The 23,800-nt window shown below is 51.1% G+C and carries 10 protein-coding genes and 5 pseudogenes; 9 read left to right on the top strand and 6 right to left on the bottom strand.

Features of this window, described 5'->3' with window-relative positions; genetic code table 11:
• Positions 1-212: 212 nt before the first annotated feature.
• The gene (locus tag ACVWYU_RS14855; RefSeq protein WP_457372993.1) at positions 213-5,189 is read left to right on the top strand and encodes a glycosyltransferase; all 4,977 of its coding nucleotides are present in this window, start codon (positions 213-215) and stop codon (positions 5,187-5,189) included.
• A 178-nt stretch (positions 5,190-5,367) separates the two neighbouring features.
• Positions 5,368-6,438: an NAD-dependent epimerase/dehydratase family protein gene (locus ACVWYU_RS14850; RefSeq protein WP_457372992.1), complete on the top strand. Its 1,071-nt coding sequence runs from the start codon at positions 5,368-5,370 to the stop codon at positions 6,436-6,438.
• A 333-nt stretch (positions 6,439-6,771) separates the two neighbouring features.
• Here the strand turns inward: ACVWYU_RS14850 and ACVWYU_RS14845 are convergent, their stop codons facing one another.
• From ACVWYU_RS14845 to ACVWYU_RS14835, 3 genes are all read right to left on the bottom strand, one after another.
• Positions 6,772-7,956, bottom strand: a complete 1,185-nt coding sequence (locus tag ACVWYU_RS14845; protein ID WP_457372991.1) for an acyltransferase family protein — start codon at positions 7,954-7,956, stop codon at positions 6,772-6,774.
• 459 nt (positions 7,957-8,415) lie between these two features.
• Complete coding sequence (locus tag ACVWYU_RS14840) at positions 8,416-9,159, bottom strand: ABC transporter ATP-binding protein (RefSeq protein ID WP_095130189.1); 744 nt, start codon at positions 9,157-9,159, stop codon at positions 8,416-8,418.
• Between the two features lie 13 nt (positions 9,160-9,172).
• Positions 9,173-9,973 carry an ABC transporter permease gene (locus ACVWYU_RS14835; protein WP_259152546.1) on the bottom strand — a complete coding sequence of 267 codons (801 nt, stop codon included), beginning with the start codon at positions 9,971-9,973 and terminating at the stop codon, positions 9,173-9,175.
• Positions 9,974-10,639: 666 nt separating this feature from the next.
• Between ACVWYU_RS14835 and ACVWYU_RS14830 the strand changes: the two genes are divergently transcribed.
• Positions 10,640-12,634, top strand: coding sequence for a polysaccharide biosynthesis protein (locus tag ACVWYU_RS14830; RefSeq protein ID WP_457372990.1), 1,995 nt, complete (start codon positions 10,640-10,642; stop codon positions 12,632-12,634).
• 128 nt (positions 12,635-12,762) lie between these two features.
• On the opposite strand, the gene ACVWYU_RS14825 is transcribed toward ACVWYU_RS14830, so the two are convergent.
• The gene (locus ACVWYU_RS14825) at positions 12,763-13,992 is read right to left on the bottom strand and encodes an acyltransferase family protein (protein WP_457372989.1); all 1,230 of its coding nucleotides are present in this window, start codon (positions 13,990-13,992) and stop codon (positions 12,763-12,765) included.
• Between the two features lie 287 nt (positions 13,993-14,279).
• On the opposite strand from ACVWYU_RS14825, the pseudogene ACVWYU_RS14820 reads away from it, so the two are divergent.
• The 3 genes and pseudogenes from ACVWYU_RS14820 to tnpC form a co-directional block, all read left to right on the top strand.
• Positions 14,280-14,549 (top strand): annotated as a pseudogene (locus ACVWYU_RS14820) (IS3 family transposase); the annotation flags it as partial.
• Between the two features lie 53 nt (positions 14,550-14,602).
• Positions 14,603-15,700 (top strand): glycosyltransferase family 2 protein, encoded by a 1,098-nt coding sequence (locus ACVWYU_RS14815; RefSeq protein ID WP_457372988.1) that lies wholly within the window; start codon positions 14,603-14,605, stop codon positions 15,698-15,700.
• 11 nt (positions 15,701-15,711) lie between these two features.
• Positions 15,712-16,628, top strand: a pseudogene (gene tnpC, locus ACVWYU_RS14810) (IS66 family transposase); the annotation flags it as partial.
• A gap of 330 nt (positions 16,629-16,958) precedes the next feature.
• On the opposite strand, the gene ACVWYU_RS14805 reads toward tnpC, so the two are convergent.
• Both ACVWYU_RS14805 and ACVWYU_RS14800 read right to left on the bottom strand, forming a co-directional pair.
• Positions 16,959-20,969, bottom strand: coding sequence for a glycosyltransferase (locus tag ACVWYU_RS14805; RefSeq protein ID WP_457372987.1), 4,011 nt, complete (start codon positions 20,967-20,969; stop codon positions 16,959-16,961).
• Between the two features lie 70 nt (positions 20,970-21,039).
• A pseudogene (locus ACVWYU_RS14800) lies at positions 21,040-21,243 on the bottom strand (IS30 family transposase); the annotation flags it as partial.
• Between the two features lie 313 nt (positions 21,244-21,556).
• Here ACVWYU_RS14800 and ACVWYU_RS14795 point away from each other — a divergent pair.
• The 3 genes and pseudogenes from ACVWYU_RS14795 to ACVWYU_RS14785 all read left to right on the top strand — a co-directional run.
• Positions 21,557-22,102 (top strand): annotated as a pseudogene (locus tag ACVWYU_RS14795) (IS66 family transposase); the annotation flags it as partial.
• A 414-nt stretch (positions 22,103-22,516) separates the two neighbouring features.
• Positions 22,517-23,584 (top strand): acyltransferase family protein, encoded by a 1,068-nt coding sequence (locus ACVWYU_RS14790; RefSeq protein WP_457372986.1) that lies wholly within the window; start codon positions 22,517-22,519, stop codon positions 23,582-23,584.
• A 10-nt stretch (positions 23,585-23,594) separates the two neighbouring features.
• A pseudogene (locus tag ACVWYU_RS14785) lies at positions 23,595-23,768 on the top strand (polysaccharide biosynthesis protein); the annotation flags it as partial.
• Positions 23,769-23,800 lie beyond the last annotated feature (32 nt).

The following is a 23,800-nucleotide window of genomic DNA, read 5'->3' as shown; positions in this document are numbered from 1 at the left end:
GACCACGTTTGTGGTTCGGTCGGCCCAAGGGGCTAACGTCGTCGACGTAGAGTCGTCGCTGGAACCAGGGAGTGGTCATTTGCAAGTGTTACCCTTTTATGTAGGCCTATGGTTGTGGTCGTCTTACAGGGTGTTCGGATTGGTGCAGATAATTTACTCGTTTGGAAGTGCGTTGCTGTGAGTCAGCATGCCCATAGGATTTTTTGACGCATATGCTAAATATTAGTTATTTGTCACCAGTGGACAAAAAAAAAGTCTTCGACTATCTCAAGTGGAACAGTTGCCGTTCCGAGAAGTACAAGGTTTTATACGTTAGTACCCCCAAGGTTGCGAGCACTTCCCTGAAGTGGTGGTTTGCGTCACTGGAAGGCTGTGCGCAGGCCTTGCGTGGAGTCGGTGAGGCTGCGGGAACTAATTCTGATCAAATTGTTCACGAGTTTCACAAGGTTGCGCCCCATGTCAGTGGGCTGGAAATGGATGACCTTATGGAATCCGTTCTCTCCGACTCATATTTTCGATTTGCCGTCGTACGAAACCCTTACAAGCGTATTTTCTCTGCATGGCAGTCGAAAATACTGTTGCAAGATTCGCAGCAGGTCGCACCGTACCCAGAGTTTGAGTTGTTCCAGCAGCCGGTAAAAAGCGTAGCGGATGTTGCTTCGGCTTTTGAGGCGTTTGTGGAGTATCTCGCAAGCAATCGCGCATCGTCATTTGAGCAAACTTCCTGGGCTCCTCAAGCCATGCTATTGCGTCCGGATGTGATCAATTATTCCTTGTTGGTCAAAATTGAAAAACCCTCTGGACTCCATAAAGCACTATCGGAGCACTTGGGTGAGCAGGCTATGGATCCATTTGCAGAGCCTTCGCCAAGTGAAAATATCATCCCCTTCCTTCCTGCTTTTATTACGGAACGAAGTGCGAATTTGATTAAAGAGTTGTATGCCGAAGATTTTGATGTCTTCGAATATGACAGGCAGGTACCAGAAGCTGCAGAAGCGTTTTCGGCAGAGCAGTTGGATCTCGCGTTTGACGCGATCAGGCTGATTCGGGAAAGTAATCAACAAATAGGTGCGCGCGCCCTTCAAATCAACGACTTGACTCAACAGATCGCGGACTTGAATCAGCGAATTGCGTCTTTGAATCCGACCCTGTTTGAACGTGAATCGCAGTTAAAAGAGCTCATGGGTTCTTTGGTTAAGCGTGACAGGCATATTGCCAGTCTTGAGCAATCTGTCGGTGTGCTCAACAGGCAGATAGTCGACCTCAAAGCCGTCTTGGTTGATCACGAAAAAGAGGGTATCAGCCTGAAGGCTGATCTGCTCAAGGCGCAGCAAGAGCTCCATGCATTACTCTCTTCGCATTCCTGGCGTTTAACCTCGTCTGTGCGCACGGTCTCAGGGTTTGTGCGAAATTCCGTCCATAACGTCAGGACGCTGACATGGAGTAAGTTTGTCGACTCGTTAAGGCGTCGTCGAGAGCTTTATAACGAAAACACGCTTCGTGAAATTCACGAAAGCGGGTTGTTTGATCCGGACTATTACCTGGCCAATAATGCGGATGTGCGTGCAAAAGGCACGGATCCACTCAAGCACTACATGCTGAAGGGCTGGACAGAAAATCGCAATCCTTGCGCCGCTTTCAGTCCTTCGGATTATCTGTTGGCCAACCCTGATGTGGCTGAGGCTCAGGTACACCCGCTGCTTCACTACATTCAGTGCGGCCAGCTCGAAGGTCGCCCAATCAGATTGCCAGCTCGCATATGCGAAATGACGACGGTCAAGCGTCGTCCCGTCGGGCGTAATGCGGTTTTCAAGCCGTATGGTGAATACACACCGATACCGGTACTCAAGGCCGTGCTCGAGGCGCAGATCGAAGCCGTCAAAAAGTCAGGATTGTTCGACGAGAAGTACTACCTTGCGATGTACAGCGATGTGCAGCAGGCCTCGGCAGATCCACTCAGGCACTACTGTGAACAGGGGTGGCGCGAAGGTAAAAATCCGTCCATGGACTTTGATACGCGCGCCTACCTCGCAATGTACAAAGACATTCAGCACATCGGTCTTAACCCGCTTTGGCATTACATTGTCACTGGCTCCGCGGAGCATAGAATAGCGGTACCGGACGCACTCATTAGCCACGAAAACGACATCCGTTTTGGTGAAGTCAACAGCGACATCAAGTTGCTGGCGTTCTATGTATCGCCTGACTGGGAGGCGTTGCGTAGTGCCAGATTCGCTTCCAAGGGCAATCCGCAGCGACCACGCCCTGATAAAATGCTTGGGTTCTATGATCCGTTGGACTGGCGCGTGCTCGCCCAGCAGGCTCTCAGTGCCAAGAGTCATGGCTTTTTCGGCTTTTGCTTCAAGCTGAGCGCAGATTCGGTTGCGCAAGCGTCGCCACAGCCCCTCGACATCTTTCTTGCCCACACGGAAATCGACTTTAATTTCTGCGTTCAAATAGATCTGCATCAGGACGGTCTGTCGAACAACTTGATTGCGCCTGTTGTTGCAGTGCTAGCTGACAAGCGATGTGTGCAGGTTGCTGAGCAACCCGTCATAGTGCTTAAACTGAATGAGTATGACTACAACATCGTTGATTCAATTCGCAAGCTCCGTGAGCGATTGAATGAACTGTGTGGCGGCGTGTACTTGATAGCTCAGTTTGGTTTCGCGGGACTGGAGGAGCTGGCGCAGGACCTGGATGGTTTGTGTGACGCCGTGCTTGATCTTTCTGCAGATCCTGTGCCGGGCGAAACGGGCGTCTTTCCGCCGCAAAACAAGAATGGAATAGATACCGTTCCGTATAACCTTGTTGCGTCGCAAGGGATCGTGCGAGCAGAGAAAGCACATCTTCGTGCTACTCCGGTTTTCCACGCTATTTCATTAGGGCGTGATGAAACTGCGCTCAAGCAATATTCTCCTCTGGTTTATTCGCGCTTTCACATTCGTGACTATGGGCGTTGGCTTGACGCAGCGATCAGGGGCGCGAGAAAGGCTCTCCCGGAGGATCGCCGTCTACTGTTCGTGAATGCCTGGAACAATTGGCAGGAAGGGCTTTTCCTTGAGCCAGACAGTATCACCGGTTTTGGCCGATTGAACGAAACAACACGCGCTTTGCTGGATATTGATTCCAGTATTGTTATGCCAAAAGTTTCGGTCATTGTTCCAAATTACAATCATGAGAGCTATCTTCGTCGTCGACTGGATAGCATTTATGGGCAGACTCACAAGAATATAGAAGTCATCCTGATGGATGACTGTTCGACTGACGATAGTCGTTCGGTATTGACTAGCTATGCGGAAAAGTACCCTGATATAACACGGCTGATATTCAACGAGACGAACTCGGGTGGCGTTTTTCATCAGTGGGCCAAGGGGATCAAGGCGGCCACAGGCGACCTGGTGTGGATCGCTGAAAGCGATGACTACTGTGATGAGCGTTTTCTGGAGGCGCTTGTTAGTTGCTTTGATGATGAATCGGTCATGCTCGCGTACTCGAAATGTGAGTTCGTTACCACCGATGAAGTTGTTATGCCGGACCAGTTCCTTAACTATGTAAGTGATCTGGAGTGTGCGAATAAATGGGCCGGTTCCTATGTAAGCACGGCGCATAACGAAGTGCGCTCGGCGTTGGGTATTAAAAATACAATACCTAATGCCAGTGGCGTGCTTTTCAAGCGCCCCGTTGATATGCCGCTGCTGGATGATCAGTCGTGGTTGTCAATGAAAGTGGCCGGTGACTGGGTCTTCTATTTGCATATCCTTCGCGGCGGAAAAATTGCTTACTCCACTGAGGGTACAAACTTCTTCCGTCGACATTATGCAAGTACTGCCAACACCACTTATCGCAAAGAGGTCTTTTATCGCGAGCTCGGGGTGGCGAACAGAACGGTCCAGTCCCTCTACAATGTTCCAATGTCGGTGCTTGAGGCTTGCGAGGAATCCAGCAAGAAGCTGTATGACCACTATGTCGGGGGCTCCGCAGAAGAGTTTCTACGCTGGTACGACCATGATTCAATTGTTCGTGCAAGGGCTGACCGATTGCCGAACGTGATGGTTTCCACCATCGGCTTCTATCCGGGCGGTGCCGAAATTCTTCCGATTCGACTGGCAAACGAGTTTAAGCGCCAGGGTATTTCCGTTTCCTTGTTTAGCGCCGGGATACCAAAACGCGAAGACGGTGTTCGCAAGATGCTGAGAAACGACGTGCCGGTGATCGAGACGTCGAATATCGAATCAGTGAAAGAGATCATTCATGATTTCGGAATTGAAGCACTTAATAGCCACCAGTGGTACGTTCAGAAGTATCCGGTCGATGTCCCGGATGTTTTTTCCGAGCTTGGCGCCCACGTGGCTGCTCTGCACGGGATGATTGAACATGGCAATGGAGTGACTGATGAACAGTTGCGCATTGCTGACAAAGGTGTCAGTACATGGGTCTATACCGCTGAGAAGAATCTTGTTCCTTTCTCGGACATCTCACTGTACGACAAGTCTTCTCCCCGTTTCGTCAAGGTTCCTAACGGGTTGCAGCCGCCGGAGATCGTTCCAATCTCGCGCGTGCAGATGGGTATACCAGAAGATGCTTTTGTATTGTGTTGTGTCAGTCGGGCAATTCCCGATAAAGGCTGGGGCGAAGCTATCCAGGCGGTAGAACTTGCGCGATCACTTTCCGGTCGGGACATCCGTATTATATTGGTCGGTAATGGCCTGGTGTACGACGAGTACTGTCAAGCAGGTGCGCCGGACTTCGTTTACCTGGCTGGTTTTAGTGATAACTCTGTAGGCCATTATGCTGCCGCGGACATGGGCATCATGTTATCGACCTTCAGGTCCGAAAGTTTCCCTCTGACCATTGTTGATTGTCTGTTTGCCGGCAAGCCATACATTGCCACAGACGTAGGCGACATCAAAAACATGCTGACGATAGAGACCGGCGTTGCCGGGGAGATCATCGAGTTGGAAGATTGGGTCGTCCCAATCGAGAGCGCGGGCCGCGCAATTGCAGCGTTCGCGACAGATGAACGAAAATACAAGGAAGCCGTCGGTCTGGTGAAAGACGTTTCCAGTCGATATCGAATTGATGCCGTTGCGTCTCAATATCTTCATTTGTTCCAGCGTGACATTCAGCAGAGCAGGGCGCAGTCGACGAAGGCCGAAGGCGCTGGCATGACTGTCCAGGAGCTGTAGTCGGACTTGCTGTAAGCAGGACAGCTAGCGTTTAGGGGAGGGCTCACAGGGCAGGTCCGGCTGATTGCCAGGCCTGCACTGAGAGCGAGACGGGGTCTCCGGCAATTTGGTAAGCCGCCTCTCTTGACGTATCATTAGCCGTCACAGTGTGTTCCGTTAAATAATAAAGTGTAGGTCGTTGCAATGGTTGCCAAGGAGGGGGCAGGTCAAGCCCGCCTTGTCTGCTGCTGCACAAGGCGGCAGTTTCAACCATATCAAGCGCTGGAGGGCAACGTTGAATAATTCCGAGAACACTTCCCCTGATCCCGTTAAGCGGTCCCTGGTTTTGGGGGGGCGTGGTTTCATAGGCACCCACTTGATAGACGCATTGCTCGAACAGGGGCATTTTGTGCGCTGTTTCGATCGGCCCAATGTGGCGCCGTTGGGTGAATCCCACTTCAGTCATCCCAATTTCGAGCTTTGCGAAGGAGACTTCACCAGTGAGGCCGAAGTCGCCAAGGCATTGGAAGGTTGCGATGTTTGCTATCACCTGGTGTCTACGACCCTCCCCAAGTCTTCGAATGCCGATCCCGTCTTCGATGTGGAGAGCAATGTCGTTGCGACCATCCGCCTGCTAAGCCTCGCGGTGAAGTCCGGCCTGAGGAAGATTGTTTTTATTTCCTCTGGCGGCACGGTGTATGGGGACCCTACGCAAGTACCTATTCCAGAAAACCATGCTACTGACCCGGCCTGTTCCTATGGAATTTCCAAGTTAGCGATCGAGAAGTATCTGGCGCTTTTCCATCGCTTATACGGCCTTGATTATACTGTTCTACGTCTTGCAAACCCTTTCGGTGAGGGGCAGCGCACCTATGCTAGCCAAGGCGCGGTTGCCGTATTCCTTGGCAAAGTCCTGCGTGGCGAGACGGTTGAGATTTGGGGCGATGGCTCGGTTGTACGCGACTACATTCATGTCTCTGATGTGGTGAGAGCGTTGTTGGCATCGTCAGCGCAATCCGGTGAAGAGCACGTGTTCAATATCGGCTCAGGGCGCGGACATAGCCTCAATGAGGTTCTAGACGCGATCGAGAGGGTAACGGGGCGAAATGCCAATCGTGAATACTTGTCGGGTCGCGGCTTTGATGTGCCTGTCAGTGTCCTGGATATCGAACGCGCCAAACAGTCTTTGGGTCTGGGGTGGTCCCCTTTCGTGAGCTTCGATAATGGATTGGAGCGCTTTGCTGCTTGGTTATTGGATAATCCGGAATGAGCACATAGATTTAATGATGTAGACACTCCATAAGCCCGCTTCTTGGAAGGTGAGCTTATGGGGCGGTTACGGTCTCTGGGAAGGCTTCAAAAACTTGGGGGGTATGAGGCGTCAAATCGATCTGTAGAGGGTCACCATCCGGCCGGGTTGTGACGAAAGAAATGCCCTTCCAGAATATTACGTATAAGAACGCCGATTTGTTAAATATGTTTGTGCCCGCAAGCATCATCAATCAAATCGGCGTTCTTGTTTCTGTATCCCCTGTCATCCGTGAAAGCTCGCGCCTGTACCTGATTTGTCGGTGATTGGTAAGCGCGTCTTATAGGATGGAGCTCAATGGACTAATTGTTTCTCTTTCAATAGTTTTCGTATGATGGTATTAACTTGCTTAACCCACCAGTCATCAAAGCGAGAGAGTGGTACTGCTAGTGCTATTGAAGTGGTAGCAGTGACAATAAATACGATAATTAAGCTTTGTGTGTTGCTGATTCCGTGATTTGCAAGTTTGATATATGCGTAGCTTGATAGCGAGCAGATCACAAGGGTGTGGACAAGATAGAGTGGAAAGCTGATTTTTCCAATGCCTCTTAAAAATTTCCCGTTCAGGTTTTTAAATACTCTTTGATTGCTCATGGTTGCGAATATTATGCATGCAGAGCCAAGGGTGTGGAGTAGGGATTGGGTATGTATTTTTAAAATATCTGGAATTGTTGACGCCCATGCATATGACTTTTCCGGGATCAGATATCCGAGCATGTACATCCCGAAAATAATTAGCGCTAATGATGCAAGGAGAGGTATTTCTTTTTTGTTTTTGGCTAGGTAGGCAGAAAGAAATGTACCTGCAACAAAGGGGAATATAAGGTCGTTATAGAATAGTGCTGATATTGAAACAATTATGCAGGCGTAAGTAAGGTGGCGGTATTCGAGTATTACAGAAATAAAGCATGCAAGCATAAAGACAATCATGCTGCCGAAAAACTCGGCTTTCATTGTCCAAAGGTTTGTATTGTAATTGTATTCTCCTGTGAAAAAAGTTGTAATGCCTTGCGTTAGAGCATCCCAAAAGCTCGGCTCAAACCCTGGCGTCCATCCATGAGCAAATGTCGCAAGCCATGGGCTCAAGCTAAGTTGCGAGGCATCATGGAAATAGTAAAAACCAAGCTTGAATAAGCAGTAACTTGCGACAGTGGTAATCGTTACAGTCGCGGCCAGTCTCGGAAATCTTTTAAGAAATGCCAGAAGCAGTTTTTGTGGGTTTTCATGATTGAAATAGGACCAGCACAAAACAAACCCGGAAAGGGTGAAGAAAAAACCGACAGCCGCTGTTCCGTTTAAAAGAGCGAAAAATGGCTGCCCTATTAAACTGTCTTTGTCTCGTGTTTGCTCAGATAATCCTGTTGTGTATGGGGAGAATGCTAAAAAAAAATGGTGAACAAGCACAATAAATGCGGCTATTCCTCTATAGGCTTCAAGGGGGAATAGTCTATTGCTTCCAGTTTCCAATTTTGCTGACATGTCAGACCTTGAATATTTATCGTTTGATCTATGAGTGCCGGATAATAGGCATATTTATTTGTTTTGGCTAGCCTTGGCCCCTGGCTGTGGGGGGGTGTCCAGCAGTGGCGTCTCTTTCTGCTATGCGGACATTTCCACGCGGTCGCCGGATTTGCTGACGATCACATCAGGTGCGGGTAGTTGAATAACCTCACCATAATGACCCGTTCAACGGGCTTGCGAGGCTATCGATGTTTTTTTGGGGGGGGAGGGGGGATACAGATAAACATTTTCGGCTTTTGCGTCGAGTTGCATTATCAGATGTAGCTGGCAAGAGGCTTTGTTGCTTTGGTTTCTACGCTGCAACGCCGATGCGGCTACTTTCATATAAAACCGACGTATATCTTAACTTGATAAAGTGGTTTTTTATGAGTTCACCGGTTTGTAGCTTAATGGGGGTTGCAGGCGTGAACAAAAATATTAGTGACCAAAATAAGCTCGGGTAACTGTTTCTGGGTCCGAGTCCATTTTTATTTTACCGTGCTCCAGCCAAATGACCCGATTGCATGTATGCAGTACCAGGTCACGGGAGTGGCTGGCTATCACCAAAATGCTGGTGGCTTGGACCAGTTCGTTCATTCGGGCTTCTGCTTTGTGCTTGAAGCCTTCGTCCCCTACCGACAGCCATTCGTCCATGATCAATATTTCAGGTCTGATGGTCGTCGAAACCGCAAAGGCCAGGCGCAAGTGCATGCCGGAAGAGTACGTGCGTACCGGCATGTCAATGAAGTCACCCAGTTCTGAAAACTCAATAATTTCGTCGAGTTTTTCTGCAATATCACTTTTTGTCATCCCGAGCAGGATGCCACGCATGAAGATGTTTTCCCTGCCGGATGCTTCCGGGTCTATCCCTAATGAAATATCAATGAGGGACGCGACTTCGCCGCTGATGCTGGCGGTGCCTGCGGAGGGGGCGTATACGCCGCTCAGCAGTCTAAGTAATGTACTTTTGCCAGCGCCGTTATGACCGAGTAATCCAACCCGGTCTCCGTCATTGAGGGAAAAAGTAAGGTCTTCCAGCGCTCTGACGATTACTCGGCCTTGCTCGTTGGCACTGAGTTTGCCGCCTGTAGCGACTTGAATCAGTCGCTTTTTCAGAGAGCGAGCACTTGCGTTATAGATAGGGAAATCAACGCATGCGTTATGAAATTCAATAAAAGCCATAATAGTTTTCTTCTTAGAGCCAGTAAGCAATGCGACGTTTATAGAGGCCATAGATGATGATCGCTATGCACCAGCCAAAAAGAGCCATACCCCCGGCCACGCACCAGCTAACAGTGCTCACATCCTGTCCGAGCAAGGGTGCCCTGACGATTTGTATGAGGTGATAGATGGGGTTCATATCCAGTAAATAGGTGCCGGCTCGGCCAGGTAGCAGACTTGGAAGCCACATGATTGGCGTCAAGTAAAAGGCAATTTGCAAGACGCTCGCAATGATCTGCGGGAGGTCGCGATATCGAGCGCATAAGAGGCTCAGTATCAAGCAGATCCATGCCAGATTGAGAACAAGCAGTGCAAAGCCCGGGATGCTCAACAGTGCGCCAAGACCCAATGGTTTCTGAACAGCCAACAGCACAAGCGGGAAAATGACGATGTTGTGCGCGAGGATCAAAGTGTTGCGCCATATTGTGCGTAAAATATGCACGAATAATGGGATTGGGAGTTGTTTGATGATGCTTTCTGCGGCGATGAGGCTGGTGCAGCCCTCTAACACGCAGGTAGAAATAAAACTCCAGAGAATCATACCTGCTGCTAGAAAGGGCAGGAATTCTTTCATGGGGGAATTAAATATTTGGCCAAATACGAGGCCAATAGTACCAATCATAACGCCCATGCTGATGGTGAGCCAAAACGGTCCGACAGCAGAGCGTCTATACCGTTGACGTACATCCTGCCATCCGAGCATGCCTACCAGAGAATAGCGCTTTACAGCCGTCGCTATGTCTGCCATGGCAGCGGTAATTGAGTTGTTTAGCATTCGAAACACCGGGTTGTCAAAACAGTCAATGATTGTAATCTTGTAGGAGGAGAGAGTGTCACTTTTCTATCCCGTCTAGTTTCCAGTTTTTTGCGATCGTGGGATGTACTCCACGTAGAATGCCTCTCTGTTGCAAGGAGGAGGCATAAAGTCTGCAGCTATTTCGTATGGCGCGTCCTCGCTATCATCACAAGCTTGAGCGATTCGTTCAAAAAAGATGTGCTTGTGTCGAGCGGTCCAGATGTGCTATGGCGCATAAATAAAATATCATGTCAGATGATTCGCACTTTCTCTATCATCCCACGGTCAGACGTGAACTCCCAAGAAATTTCCCTCACTCCAAAAGCGCATTTTGGGTTAAGTCACGGCGTCTGATCTTCAGCGCTCCCATAAATCGCCGGCTCGGAAGCGGGCGGAGCGATTAGCTAATGGTTGCCGCCGAGCAGTATCGCGACAGCAACGTTTTGTGGTTTTCAAGCGAGTTTTGCGTCCGTGCGTTGCCTGTCCGGCAGGCCGGTTAGCCGGGCGCATTATAGCGGCGCTTTCAGTAAAACGCTCCTTCCTGGACCCTGCCATGTGCAAGTATTGGGCGATCTCGTCCTCATGAGGTTACAATGCCGATCGACGACCGCGCAAAAGGAGGGGGCTACGGGCTCGAACGCTTGAATGGATAAAATACGCAGAGTATTGCTTGGTTTGCCACGCAGGCAAAAAAGACTGATACAGGTCGCCACCGATGTGGTTTTGGTGTGGGTCGCTTTGTGGCTGGCCTTTATTGTTCGCCTCGGTATCGACGACGTATACAATCCGCTAAAGTCGCATTTCTGGCTCTTCGTCAGTGCCTCGATTATCGCCATTCCCCTTTTCGTACGCTTTGGCATGTATCGCGCTGTCATGCGCTACTTCGGTAATGATGCACTGATTGCCATCGTCAAGGCCGTCAGTCTGTCCTCGCTCATCCTCGCCGTGGTGGTCTACTGGTACAGCAATCACGAAGTCGTGGTGCCGCGCTCCATCATCTTCAATTATTGGTGGCTAAGCCTGGTGATCATTGGCGGCCTGCGTCTGTGCATGCGTCAGTATTTCATGGGCGATTGGTTCACAGCCGCGCAGCATGTACCGTTTGTCAATCGAGAGGATGGTTTGACCAAGGTCGCCATTTACGGTGCTGGCGTCGCAGGAAACCAGTTGGTTGCAGCGTTGCGCATGGGGCGCGTGATGCGTCCTGTGGCGTTTATCGATGACGATTCCTCTATCGCGGATCGTTCGATTGCCGGGTTGCAGGTCTTTAAGCCCAAGCATATTCAGCAGATGATCGACGTGACTGGTGCTCAGGAAATCCTCCTGGCGTTGCCGTCTTCGACTCGTGCGCGGCGTAGGGAGATTCTCAATTTTCTGGAGGACTTCCCGCTCCATGTGCGTAGTGTTCCGAATTTCACTGATCTGGCCAGTGGTCGGGTCAAGGTGGACGACATCCAGGAAGTCGACATTGCTGACCTGTTGGGGCGGGATTCGGTGCCGGCGCAGCCTGATTTGTTGGCTCGATGCGTCAAGGGCAAGACGGTTTTGGTGACGGGGGCGGGCGGTTCGATCGGTTCCGAACTCTGTCGTCAGATTTTCTCCCTGGAGCCAACCACGCTGTTGTTGTTCGATCATAGCGAATTCAATCTCTACAGCATTTTATCCGAGCTTGAGCATCGCATTGTTCGTGAGTCGATGTCTGTCCGGTTGTTGCCGATACTGGGGTCGATTCGTCATCCCCATAAACTTCTGGATGTGATGAATACCTGGAATGTGGACACCGTTTATCACGCGGCGGCCTATAAGCATGTGCCGATGGTTGAGCACAACATTGCCGAAGGTGTGCTGAACAATGTGATCGGGACGCTCAATACCGCTCAGGCTGCATTGGAGGCAGGTGTTGCAAACTTTGTGTTGATCTCGACCGATAAGGCCGTACGCCCGACCAATGTCATGGGCAGCACCAAGCGGTTGGCCGAGTTGACCTTACAGGCCCTCAGTCGTGAGCTGGCGCCGGTGTTATTCGGGGACAAGTCCAATGTGTCCCGGGTCAACAAGACCCGTTTCACCATGGTGCGGTTCGGTAATGTGTTGGGCTCATCGGGATCGGTTATTCCGCTTTTCCACCGCCAGATCAAGTCGGGTGGGCCTTTGACGGTTACCCATCCGAAGATTACCCGATACTTCATGACCATTCCCGAGGCGGCACAGCTGGTAATACAGGCCGGATCAATGGGGCAGGGTGGTGATGTGTTTGTGCTGGACATGGGCGAGCCGGTCAAGATAGTCGAACTGGCGGAGAAGATGATTCACCTGTCTGGCCTGAGCATTCGCTCGGAGAAAAACCCGCACGGCGACATTTCCATTGAGTTCACTGGGCTGCGTCCCGGGGAAAAACTTTACGAAGAGTTGCTGATCGGCGACAACGTGTCTGCTACCCGGCATCCGATGATCATGAGCGCCAAAGAAGATCATTTGCCTTGGGAAGTGCTCAAGGGCAAGTTGATGGAGTTGCTGTCTGCCGTTGAGCTGGATGATTATTTGCGGGTTCGCCAACTTCTGCGTGACACTGTCAGTGGTTACGCGCCGGATGGTGAAATCGTCGACTTGATTTATCAGCAGCGTCGCCTCGAACCTTAATTGTTGCACAATCTCTAACAGACATTTTTTGACAGAATTGTCCCGGGACCCGGGTTTATTTGGGGGGAGGGGGCATGCAGCAGCAAGGCTATTCTGGACAGGAATCGGGACAGGCTTGAGGGCCGAACTTAGCCCAGCTGCCTCACACCGGTCGACGCTTGGCGACTTTTGTCGTCCTGCAACTCCGCCGTCTCCACTGCCATCGCGACATTGCCGCTACGTACGTCAGTGTCCCCAAACTTTACGTCGCGCAACCGGATGTAAGGTCGCTCGACGAACACGTAGGTCAGGTTCGCGAACACGTAGTAGAGAATAGCGAGCCCGACGTACATCCATACTGTGCTGGCGAGATCATCGGCTTTCCAGTCGCACAGGTCCATCAGGCCGAGCATAGTCGTTAGCATCGCAATGTGGCCGAGGTACAGCGAATACGACACCTTACTAGTATGCGACACGAACGTGTCCAGCGCGGCGATGCCAGTCGACTTTAGCTGCAGTGCAGCTGGCATGAGGCACGCAATACTGAGCGACAGTAGCGGGAAATACGCAACGCGCGCGACTAAATATCCGGTTATAACTGAGGAATTGATCGACAGCAGGCCGCTGAGGATCAGGAAGGCCACAAGCGCGACGGGCCAATATCGAGCCGTTTGCGCGAATGCCGATTGATAATTCAGTCGCGCATAAGCGCACAACACGCCGATGAACAGCGAGTCGAGGCGGCACACGACGATGGACCGCACATATGTATCGAACCCTGCCCAGTCGGAGAGTTGGAGTCCGAACGCGATCCGGCAGGCAAGCGGCACGCAGACGAACACAGTCGCGGTGCCGACTATCGCGCGAAAGTCGGTCTTCAGCGGCGTGCGCAGCACCACGAACGTGACGGGCAGCAGGAGATAAAACCATTCCTCGACCGCGAGGCTCCACGAGTGGGTGAAAAATGGGAGCGTTGGCCATGCAAAATTCTGCATGAAAAGGAAAAACGACCAGATTTGCTTGAGATCGGTGATCCCGTGGTAGTCGAATCTCATGTACAGGACAAGAAAGAATATATAGAGCGGGAGTGTGCGTGCCCAGCGGCGTTTCCAGAAATCGACGACGTCCGCCGCCGAATGCAGAAGGCCGGACGACACCGAACGTAACAAGATGTGGCCAATCAGGAAGCCGCTCAATACATAGAAGATCTCGACGCCGGTGACCGCTTGGGGGGCGATGTAACTGAGCAGCCAGCTCGGCGGCGTGCCATGGGTGAGCGAGTGTCCGACAAGCACGGACAGTACAGCGATCGCGCGCAGGACATCCAACCCGAATACCCGTTCAGTCCGGGTGTCAGGCAAATGATCATTCTTCGACATGGGTCTGTCTTTTCCTTTTATTCTCGAGATCGACCAGCACTCTATCATTGCACTGCGCTCACCTCACTCCTTGTCGCGCCACTGAGTTGCGCTTTCACTGCCTTGACCCGTTACTCTCGCCGGTTCCGCTGGCCCATATTCTAATCGATGGAACATCTCTACGTGGTACGGCAATCAGGTGGAATGTTCGGGCGGGTTGGGCAGGTGGGGGTGGGTGCCTCGAATCGCTCCCGCGCAGCAGATCGCCATCCGCCAACAGCACTCAACTTAATTGACGGCGTAAGTCGCGGAGCGGCTGCCATGACTATGCTGTAGCTTAGAGTTTCTTCCCGCTATTGAAACGGGAGCGAATTAGGTAGAGCATCTACATCACAAGACAGGATGCATGCGGTCATGTGTTCGATCGCATCAAGATGACCTATAACCAGCAACGCCTTCATGATTCCAATAATCAGTTGTCACCGGTAGAGTTCGAAAAGCATCACGTGATGAGCCTGGGGAATATCTGGGAAAATCGGGTGGCGGGGCAGTGTATAGCTTATTTAAGCTGGAATTAGTAATCGATTGCGCAGAATTGTGCGGTTTTTGAAGTGGCGCAAAGGAGAGTAACGTGGCAAAAGTGTCGATTGTACTTACATCTTTCAATCATGATAAATTCATCAGGCAGGCGATCGATACTGTTGTCAATCAGTCCTTCAGTGATTGGGAGCTGATCATCGTTGATGATGTATCGACAGATGCTTCTTGGGAGCTGATCCAGTCCTACAATGACCCGAGAATCATTAAGGTCCGGAATGATCGGACGCGTCGTTATATTTATAACATCAACCGCGCGATCGAAACCCAGTCAACTGGCGACTACATTGCCATCCATCATTCGGACGATGCCTGGGTGTTGGATAAGCTGGAGAAGCAGGTCGCTGTACTTGAGGCGAGTCCGCAAATAGGCGCAGTATTTTCTCATGTGCAATGTATTGATGAAAACAACCGTTCGTTAACGATCGATTGGTTCGATCAGTCAAATAAATCCCGAGCAGCCTGGCTTCGGGGGCTCTTTTTCAATGAGAATCGTCTGTGCCATCCCAGTGCATTGGTCAGGCGAAGCGCTTACGAGCAGAGCGGTTTGTATAAGTGTGCGCATGCCCAGATCGATGACGCGGAACTTTGGACGCGCCTATTGAGGGTAAGCGACATTCATGTGGTTCAGGAAAAGTTGACCTTGCACCGGATTTTCTCCGATCAGTCCAATGCCAGTGGTGATCGGCCGGACAGGCGGGCCCGGTTGAAGCTGGAGTGGCACCTGCAGAAGCAGCATTATGTCGACTTGCCACTCGCCGACATTCTGGAGATCTTTCCGGAGTCTGAGCAATGGGTGACGCCTCAGGGGGCTAACGGTAAGTACTTGCTTGCAATGGTTGCCATCAATACAGGCAATTGCCCTGGTACTCGACTGTTTGGTATTGAGTTGCTGTACCAGCTAATGACCTGCCCCAAAGAGCAGGAGCATATAGAATCGATCCACGGCTTCAATTATCTTGATTTCATCGCGCTCACCGGTAAGGAGGATTTTTTCAACCCTGCCGCAGTCGCACCTGTATCTGTACCTGTACCTGTACCTGTACCTGTACCTGTTACTGTCCAACCTGAAACGTTAGGCGGATTGCGTGGTTTTGCAGGCAAGGTAATTCGCAAGCTGAGATCTGTGTAATCTCTACGTGTATCGATATTCCGCGCCAAACCCTCGCCCGCTGGGTCATCCAATGCGGTGAGCATTTCCAACCGCTGCTTAATCTGATGCGTGATCGGTTGCTGGAAAGCCCGGTCATCCACTGTGATGAAACCCGCGTCCAGGTACTCAAAGAGCCTGATCGAGACCCGACCAGCCAATCGTGGATGTGGGTGCAGGCCAGCGGGCCGCCGGATCGCAAAGTCGTGCTATTCGACTACACATCCAGCCGTGCGCAGGACGTGCCGCTGCGTCTGCTGGAAAATTATCGTGGCTACGTCATGACCGATGATTACGCCGGCTATAACGCATTGGCGCTGCAACCGGGCGTAGAGCGCCTGGCGTGTATGGCCCATGCGCGACGCAAGTTCGTGGACGCTCAGAAAGTGTAGCCCAAGGGTAAGACCGGGCGTGCCGATATCGCGCTGACGCTGATCAACAAGCTGTATGGTTTCGAGCGTGAACTCAAGGACGTCAGCGATGAGCAGCGATTTATCGTCCGTCAGGAAAAGAGCCTGCCGATCCTAGCCCAGTTGAAAAGCTGGCTGGATAAAACGCGATCACAGGTGACGCCACAAAGCGTGCTGGGCAAGGCTGTTAATTATCTGGCCAGCAACTGGAACCGGCTGGAGCATTATGTAGAGACTGGTTTTTCCCGATCGACAACAACACGGCGGAGCGTGCAATTAAACCGTTTGTGATCGGGCGCAAGGCCTGGCTGTTCAGCGACACGCCCAAGGGCGCCACCGCCAGTGCGCAGATATACAGCCTGGTCGAAACCGCCAAAGCCAACGGCCAGGAACCCAATACGTGGCTGCGCCACGTACTGGAGCGCTTGCCGCATGCGCAGTCGATTGAAGGCTACGAAGCGTTAATGCCTTGGAACTGCTCGCTTGAAATGCCACAGTAAACACGAAGCGCTTCTGGCGGTAGGTGTAGTTCATGGATCGGATACGTTGCCGCAGATCCTCCTGGGCGGTGGGCCAGTTTCCGGCGTTTTTTGTTCCTGTCCTGGATGCCGCCATAAGCAAGTTCGACATTGTCAGTAAGCGCACAACAATCAGGTGTCACTTGTAGAATTTGAAAAGTATTACGCAATGAGCTTGGGGGCAAGAAAGTCCGGGGCGATTCAGTACTTCCCCAGTGCCCGCTCCTCGGAGCGTAGCCGCTCCATAAACCCTACTTTTGAGACGGTGGGGTTTATGGCACGGTAATTTTTTAGCGGCGCCCTGCACTTGTATTAATAGGTAATGCCCGGAACCACGGTTGTGACGATGTGCTTGCCATGGTTGTGGCAGGCTTGAACCAACAGGCGGGCGAGGATCCGTTCCTGCTCAATTGCGGTAAGCTTCAGGCTCGTTAACGTCGACTTCCAACAGTCGGCATTGGCGAGCAACGAGTTCAAAATTGTTGGTGCCCCCCAGAATGATCCATTCACCGGGTACGGAAGATGGTGTGAAGTGGGGGCTTCGAATCCAAGAGACTGACAAAGGCTTGAAATGATGACCGCGTCGGCGGTAGCGTCATGAATGTTAGGGTCTTCAGGGAAAACCAGCCCCGGAGACATATCGGATGAATCGCCGCTCAGGCGACCCGCGATGACTCCCAATGCATCGTACTTGCCGCCTATCATGTTTTCGATCAGGTACTGCTGATAGGTTTCCCGGTCGCTGAAATCGATGTCTATCGGGTCGGTGCTCAGATTGATATGCGCGATCGCTGTGTAATCCAGATAAGGAACGCTCGCCAGGTGTTTGAGGATCGCAAGTAATGGCTGATCTTCATTCACCAGTATACTCAGTACAGAGTATCGCTCTTTCTGAAGACATTCCTTCATCGTAAGAGCGGCCAGCTCGTCCGGAGCAAGAATGATTACGTCAATCTGGGCTGACTTTCTCACGAGAAGCTTGATGATTTGCCCGATAGAGTCGACAGAACGCAGGCTGATAAATACCAGCGACTTACTATCGGCGGAGAGGGTGGAATGACCTTTCCACGAAAGGTTCTTCCAGTTCCATGGTCCCTCGGGGCGGCCGGAACTCAGAAAGTGCGCCAGCGGATCCTGAGCGCCGATCGCCGAGGCATTCATATCCAGGTAAACGCGGGGATCAAAGCCAGGGAACAGCTTGCGTCGCAACACGCCGCGCGTCCACGAGCGTACGTATCGACGAATGGCTTCAGTAGCCCCTGAAAGCCTTACGCTTGCCGGTGGGTAGTAGTCTAAATCAACTACCCCGGCCTGTTGTATCGTGGCTGCGTCAACATGCTCCTGATGGGAGAGGGCTGCATTAGCCTCTGTAAGGGCGAGTAGTTGTTGGACGTAACGGGACATATTGAATTCGCGTGCAGCCAGGTCTCGGACCTGCTCTCCGATCTTATTCCTCGCTTCTTGCGACGAGGCCAGTCGAATTAGTTTGTCGGCCATTTTATGGGTATCTAGATAAGGCGCGACGCACTCTTCCTGGAGGCCATTGCGCTTAAGAATGTCTGCAATACCCGTTGTCTTGTCGAAACATAGAACTGGCAAGCCCAGTACCATGGCGTCAATGGCAACATTGGGCAATGGATCCAGGCGGGCGGTCAACAGCATCATATCGCTCAGAGCGTAGACATGCTCAATGGCGGCCGTTTCGGAAATGATCTTGAATCGCTCCGTGATTCCGGCGCGCTGAATCTGATCCTGAAGGTAAATAGAGTAATGAGTATCTTGCTCCGGATTGTAGTTATTGCCGATCCAGACAAAACGGCACTTATGACCTATAGGTGAATTGATTACGCGGGTCGCGCACTCAATAAAGAGATCTACACCCTTGCGGATTTGTACCCAGCCGGCCCCTAATATAACGATCGTGTCATCTTCAGGTCCATCTGGGCGCATAATCTTTTGCAATATCGCCTTCTCTGCTTCGATATGAGCTGGATCATGTGCCTCGCCAGGGACAATGCTTTTGCCTTGCGCCAACACAGGGAGTTGATATGAAGTTAGTTCTGGCAGTACTTGCATTGCGCTGTCGAGTGTAATGTCGGCAGAAAAAACGGTTTGACTTGCCCACAATAATGCGTTTTGGATGGCCGTGCGCGGTCGAATATATACAGCGAATTCGTGGATTAAACTGATTGTAGGGATGTAGCGATCAGCCAAGGGTTTGAGCGCTACATAGGATCCCAGGCTATTCACAATCGCAAATTGAAATGAGTATGTATCGAGAAACTTTCCTATTACCCAGTCGGCGTATGTTTCTTTATGGTAAAGGTCCACGGGGCCGGCAACTATCGCTCCAGCCTCGATAAAAGACTCTTCCAGTGGGCCGCCACCAAGCAGCAGTGTCACTACATTGAATTGTGAAGTGAGGTGCTGGACAATATTCAGGCTAAGAATAGGCGCGCCGGTTCTCGAAGCCTCATGACTGATTAGCAGAATGGTGGGCTTATCAATAGGCAGTGACTCAATTGGTCGACTCAAAGCAATAGACGGAATACGGCCAAATAGGCCTTCGGCCTGCCCGTGCTCCAAAAAGTGTCGTTCCGGATCAGCAAGCGATGCGAGAACCGGATACATGGCCCGGTAGAAATCGGCATTGAAAGGCTCCGTCGGTTCATGGAGCAGTCCGCCAGCGAGAACCGGCTTTTCGTCTGTGAAGGTGCGAGGTGTCTGCGATATCGATTTTGAAGAACCTAGGCGGCCTTCTTGGATGCCATGGCACAGATAGTGTACGACTGCAGGGGTGCCGGTCGCTTTAACGTCGGGATAAGTTTCGAGGTAGTAGTTTTCGTCAAAAGCTTCTCCATTTGGAAGAATAATCGACGGGAGCCTTTTTTTTATGTCGGGTAAACTGATCAGGCGCCAGAGTCGTGAGTTAAAGAAGCGCTCCCACGAGTCGGACAGTGTTTGAATATGCTCTTGTTTCAGCCCGATTTCACGTTGTGCCCACTCTTCAAGAGAACGATATTTTTGCAAGTCGGCTTCGGCAGCTACTTCGTACTCTGTTAAGGAGTCTTCCAGTTTCTCGAGATAACTCACGAAACGGGCTTCAGAGGTTTTCCATTCTTCCAGATTCGTTTCCAGTTTTTTGTGCTGGGAGCTGAGATCCGCCAGTTTAGATTTGAGACGGGCATTTTCATCGGAAAGTTTAACGATGACGGATTGTTCTTGAGCTGGTTGTTCGTCGTTTTTCATGGTCGTCTTCGACGGTAAATTACTATTGGATGTTGTGGCGCCATTTATCGCTTCAGTTTCGGTAATTAGCGCTTCGAACGGCTCTTTTAAAGAAGTGTATTTCTGGTTGGTATTGGTCAGGGCTTTCAACGCTATCTGGGGATGTTCATTGTTTGAATGCAATGCCACTTTGAGCTCCAAGTCGTTCTGGGTTACTACTTTGGCAGTACTCTCGAAAATTGCGTGCAGCTCTAGGGTCGGCAGCAGGCTTTTTAGCTCTGATAGCATGGGCTGAAGGCGTTCTTTAAAAACTTCACTATTGATAGATATTTTGTCCAGTGCGCACTCATTGAGCAGCGCATAGGTATCGGCAAGTATTTTGGGTTCGATCTGGCCGTTGAACCGTTCGTTTTCGAGGAGCTGAGCGTGACGCAAACCAGTGTCTAGAAGCTCATTGATGTATTTCGATATCTCATCTTCGGTCGGCTCTGGTAGATCAAGCGCCGATGAAATGCGAAGCAGTTCCTGGGGAGGTTTTTTCAGCAAGTTATCGTAACCCACGATCAATCGACTCTCGGAAGTGGTGTAAGCAACCGCTTGCAGCATATGCTCCAGCCAAAGAAGACATGGCTTCAGACTGGCGAATTGATTGCGATAGACTACCGAATTGGCAGCGATCAACGGGCTGTGTAATGCGATGACATAACTTATGTCGAATTCAAGCGCTTTCAGCAGTTTCTGCCAGAAAGGCAATAGCTGCAACAGCAGCGGATCCTCCATGCCCCACATCTGTATGTCAGGCGCTTTGTCGGTGATGAGAGCCTTGGCTTGCTGATAAATCTCATCGATCACGGCGTCGCCATTTAGATCGACATCCAACACACGGCCCCAGCCATTGGCAGAGCCTAGCCGGGTTAACAGCTTGTTGTTGACAGCGATGACGTCTCTGTCTTCCCAAAAACTGGCCGTATTATCCATACCAATCGGATGGAGGGCGTCACCAAGCTCAACGCCCATGGTGCTGAGTGTATGCGCAAGTGTGATGGTTCCGCCGCGGCGCATGCTCAGAACAATAATTATTTTCTTGGCAGTCAAATGGCTATCGTCCTTGGAGAAAATTCAGCGCAGGTAAACAGGGCGAATGCAGGAACTGAGTGCAACACGGTCATTGATGGGTGTAGGGGGTATTATGCTGCATGGCAATAACGTCTTGCATCACCTTGCCCATGACTTTGAACGGGCATTTGAAGTCGAAGCGTTTTGGCGGGCGCCTGGTTGGTTGCAAGGCAATGGCGTTCAGTGTCTCCCGGTTGCGAACCGACAAGTCCGTGCCTTTGGGCCGGTACCGGTAGATTAGAGCGTTGATATTACCATCTGCTTTCTCAATACAACGATTGTTCAAATTATTTCGTCATGGCAAGCCTGGCGGAAGTCTGCCCACTTTTGCGCCTGATGATTTTTCAATCTGCAGTCGCTCATTGCACAAGCGAACGCTGCATCAATGGCAAGACCATCGTAACCGCTCCACAAACCCCACATTCAAAGCGCTTGGCTGATCTCGGAGGCTGTGCTCCCGATTTTTTTCCGGAGCCCGCCCACCATGATGCGACCCGATGCCAAAGTCAAAAAAAGTGTATCTGTACCCAAGCCGGTCGACTTGCGAAAATCCATCGACGGCTTTGATCCGGGTCATCAAACATATCCGCAAGGTCTACGGCTGCCGCGGTTGTGAGTCGGCGCCGGTCACCGCTGGCAAACCTGTTCAGTTAATCGAACAGAGCATGGCCAGTCCGAGCGTGGTGGCGATGCTGCTGACCACCAAGTAGGTCGATGGCTTGCCGCTGCATCGTTTTGAAGCGGTACTGAACCGACATGGCATGGAAGTCCCGTGTCAGGCCCTCACTCGCTGGATCATCCAGTGCGGCGAGCACCGACAACCGCCGTTTGGGTACAGACTAGCGGTCTAACGGGTCGAAAAGTCGCGTTCTTCGACTACACCCCCAGTCGCACACAGGACGTGTGGCTGTGTCTACTGGAAAGTTATCGCGGCTATGTCATGACCGATGATTACGCCGGGCTATAACGCCTTAGCGCTGCAGCCGGGTGTGGGGCGTCTGGCGTGCATGTTCCATGTGCGACGCAAGTTCGTCGATGCTCAAAAGTTACAAGCCAAAGGGGAAGCACATCTGGCGGTGAGTGTATTTAGTGGATTGTATACGAATAAACGACGGCGTCTCTCAGCAGCGCCCGGCGCGACCTGCGCCACGATAGTGTGAGCTCCTCGCAACTCGCAATCCCGAGACCTGCCGGATCCGAAACGACAGGCGACGAGCGGTCCAGGGCTCAGGAACTCCTACGCGCCTGAACGCCTGAACGCCTGAACAGGCATTATCGCAACGACGTCTTGGCAGAGCAGCAGCGCGCTCCAGCTCGAAATTGGACGGTACGTAGGGCGATTCAGCTGCAAGAGGACTAAGTGGCGTTGTATGATCGTCACAGCGTCACCAATGACGGCACGGGAATACGTGTAATCCAGGTCTGCAGAGACCGATGAAGCGCCGGGCTATTGCCCTATTCAGGCAATGAGCTGTTGGAAGAATAAAAAATTCTTATCACTTTAATTAGATTCAGGGCGGAAATACATGCTGCACAAGGATAATAACTTAAACTTGTTACGGTTAGTTGCCGCGCTGATGGTGCTGTACGCTCATTCGTTCGACTGCTACGGTAATGTCCCGGAGATTTTTATTGGTCTCGATTCCTATGGTGGGCTTGGGATTGAGATATTTTTTATTGTTAGTGGCTATTTGATTGCAAAAAGTTGGAGTTTTGATCCTTCGGTAATTAATTTTTTAGTCAAACGATCGCTGCGAATATTTCCAGCCTTGATTGTGGTTGTCGTGGTAACTTCGTTTCTGCTTGGTCCCATTTTTTCAACTTTGACAGTCAAGCAGTATTTCTCGGATCTGGCATTTATTATGTACTTAAAGAATGTAATTTTAAGTCCAGTATTCTATTTGCCGGGCGTTTTGGAGCACGCCAGAATTGCCAATGTGATCAATGGTCCGCTATGGAGTTTGCCTATCGAGTTTTTCATGTATTTGGTCGTTGTGGCGCTAGGGCTTCTATTCAAAGGCGGTCGTCTGATTTACACAGTTGCCACGGCATTGTTTGCGCTGATGGTGGTTTATTGGTGCTGGAGAGATGCGCCTTTGCTGGTGGTTTACGGTACTGATGTAAGAAATATTCCGTTGATAGGCATCTATTTCATGATAGGTGCCTGTTATGCGAAGTGGGGGCTCGAACGGTGGTTCAGTCTCTCCGGCGTAACGGTCATGGTAATGGCAACCCTTCTTTTGGCACCCTACTCATTGATTTCAAAATCCCTGCTATGGCTGACGTTGCCGTATGTCGTTTTAGCATACGGGCTTTCCAGCAGTTGGTTGGGGAGCTTGGTTAACAAGGTCGGTGATTGCTCGTATGGTGTTTATATCTATGCTTTTCCGGTTCAGCAGTTTGTTCTGCTTAAATTTCCTGACATTGCCTATTCAACCTATCTTGTTACTACGGTGGTAATGACTCTCGTGTTGGGGTATGGCTCTTGGCATTTGATTGAAAAAAGGGTTCTAAAATTCAAGCCAAAAAACAAGGCCAGACCTGTATCGAATCGAGTTGATGCCCATTCCGCGTTTAATCCTGTTGGGGGATGAGTTGTAGCTGCGTGGCTGCCGGCAGTCAGTCTCTGCTCGGTTGTTCCCGATTCTTGGGTCCATCCGTCATCCACACAAGCTGCTGGATACCATGGCGACCTGGAGTGTGGGTACGGTCTACCACGCCGCAGCTTACAAGCATGTGCCCATGGTGGAGCACAGCATCGCGGAAGATGTGTTGAATACTTCATTGGTATGCGTGTTTCACATCCTGCA

This window comes from Pseudomonas sp. TE12234, from assembly GCF_054061835.1.
Note: the sequence above shows the minus strand (reverse complement) of the source record. Positions and strands in the feature narration are given on the sequence as shown.

Bases quoted from the DNA above. Each gene is read 5' to 3' on its own strand.
- ACVWYU_RS14825 (WP_457372989.1), bottom strand. From the start codon at position 13,992: ATGTCGAAGAATGATCATTTGCCTGACACCCGGACTGAACGGGTATTC.
- ACVWYU_RS14790 (WP_457372986.1), top strand. From the start codon at position 22,517: ATGCTGCACAAGGATAATAACTTAAACTTGTTACGGTTAGTTGCCGCG.
- ACVWYU_RS14840 (WP_095130189.1), bottom strand. From the start codon at position 9,159: ATGGCTTTTATTGAATTTCATAACGCATGCGTTGATTTCCCTATCTAT.
- ACVWYU_RS14855 (WP_457372993.1), top strand. From the start codon at position 213: ATGCTAAATATTAGTTATTTGTCACCAGTGGACAAAAAAAAAGTCTTC.
- ACVWYU_RS14830 (WP_457372990.1), top strand. From the start codon at position 10,640: ATGGATAAAATACGCAGAGTATTGCTTGGTTTGCCACGCAGGCAAAAA.
- ACVWYU_RS14835 (WP_259152546.1), bottom strand. From the start codon at position 9,973: ATGCTAAACAACTCAATTACCGCTGCCATGGCAGACATAGCGACGGCT.
- ACVWYU_RS14845 (WP_457372991.1), bottom strand. From the start codon at position 7,956: ATGTCAGCAAAATTGGAAACTGGAAGCAATAGACTATTCCCCCTTGAA.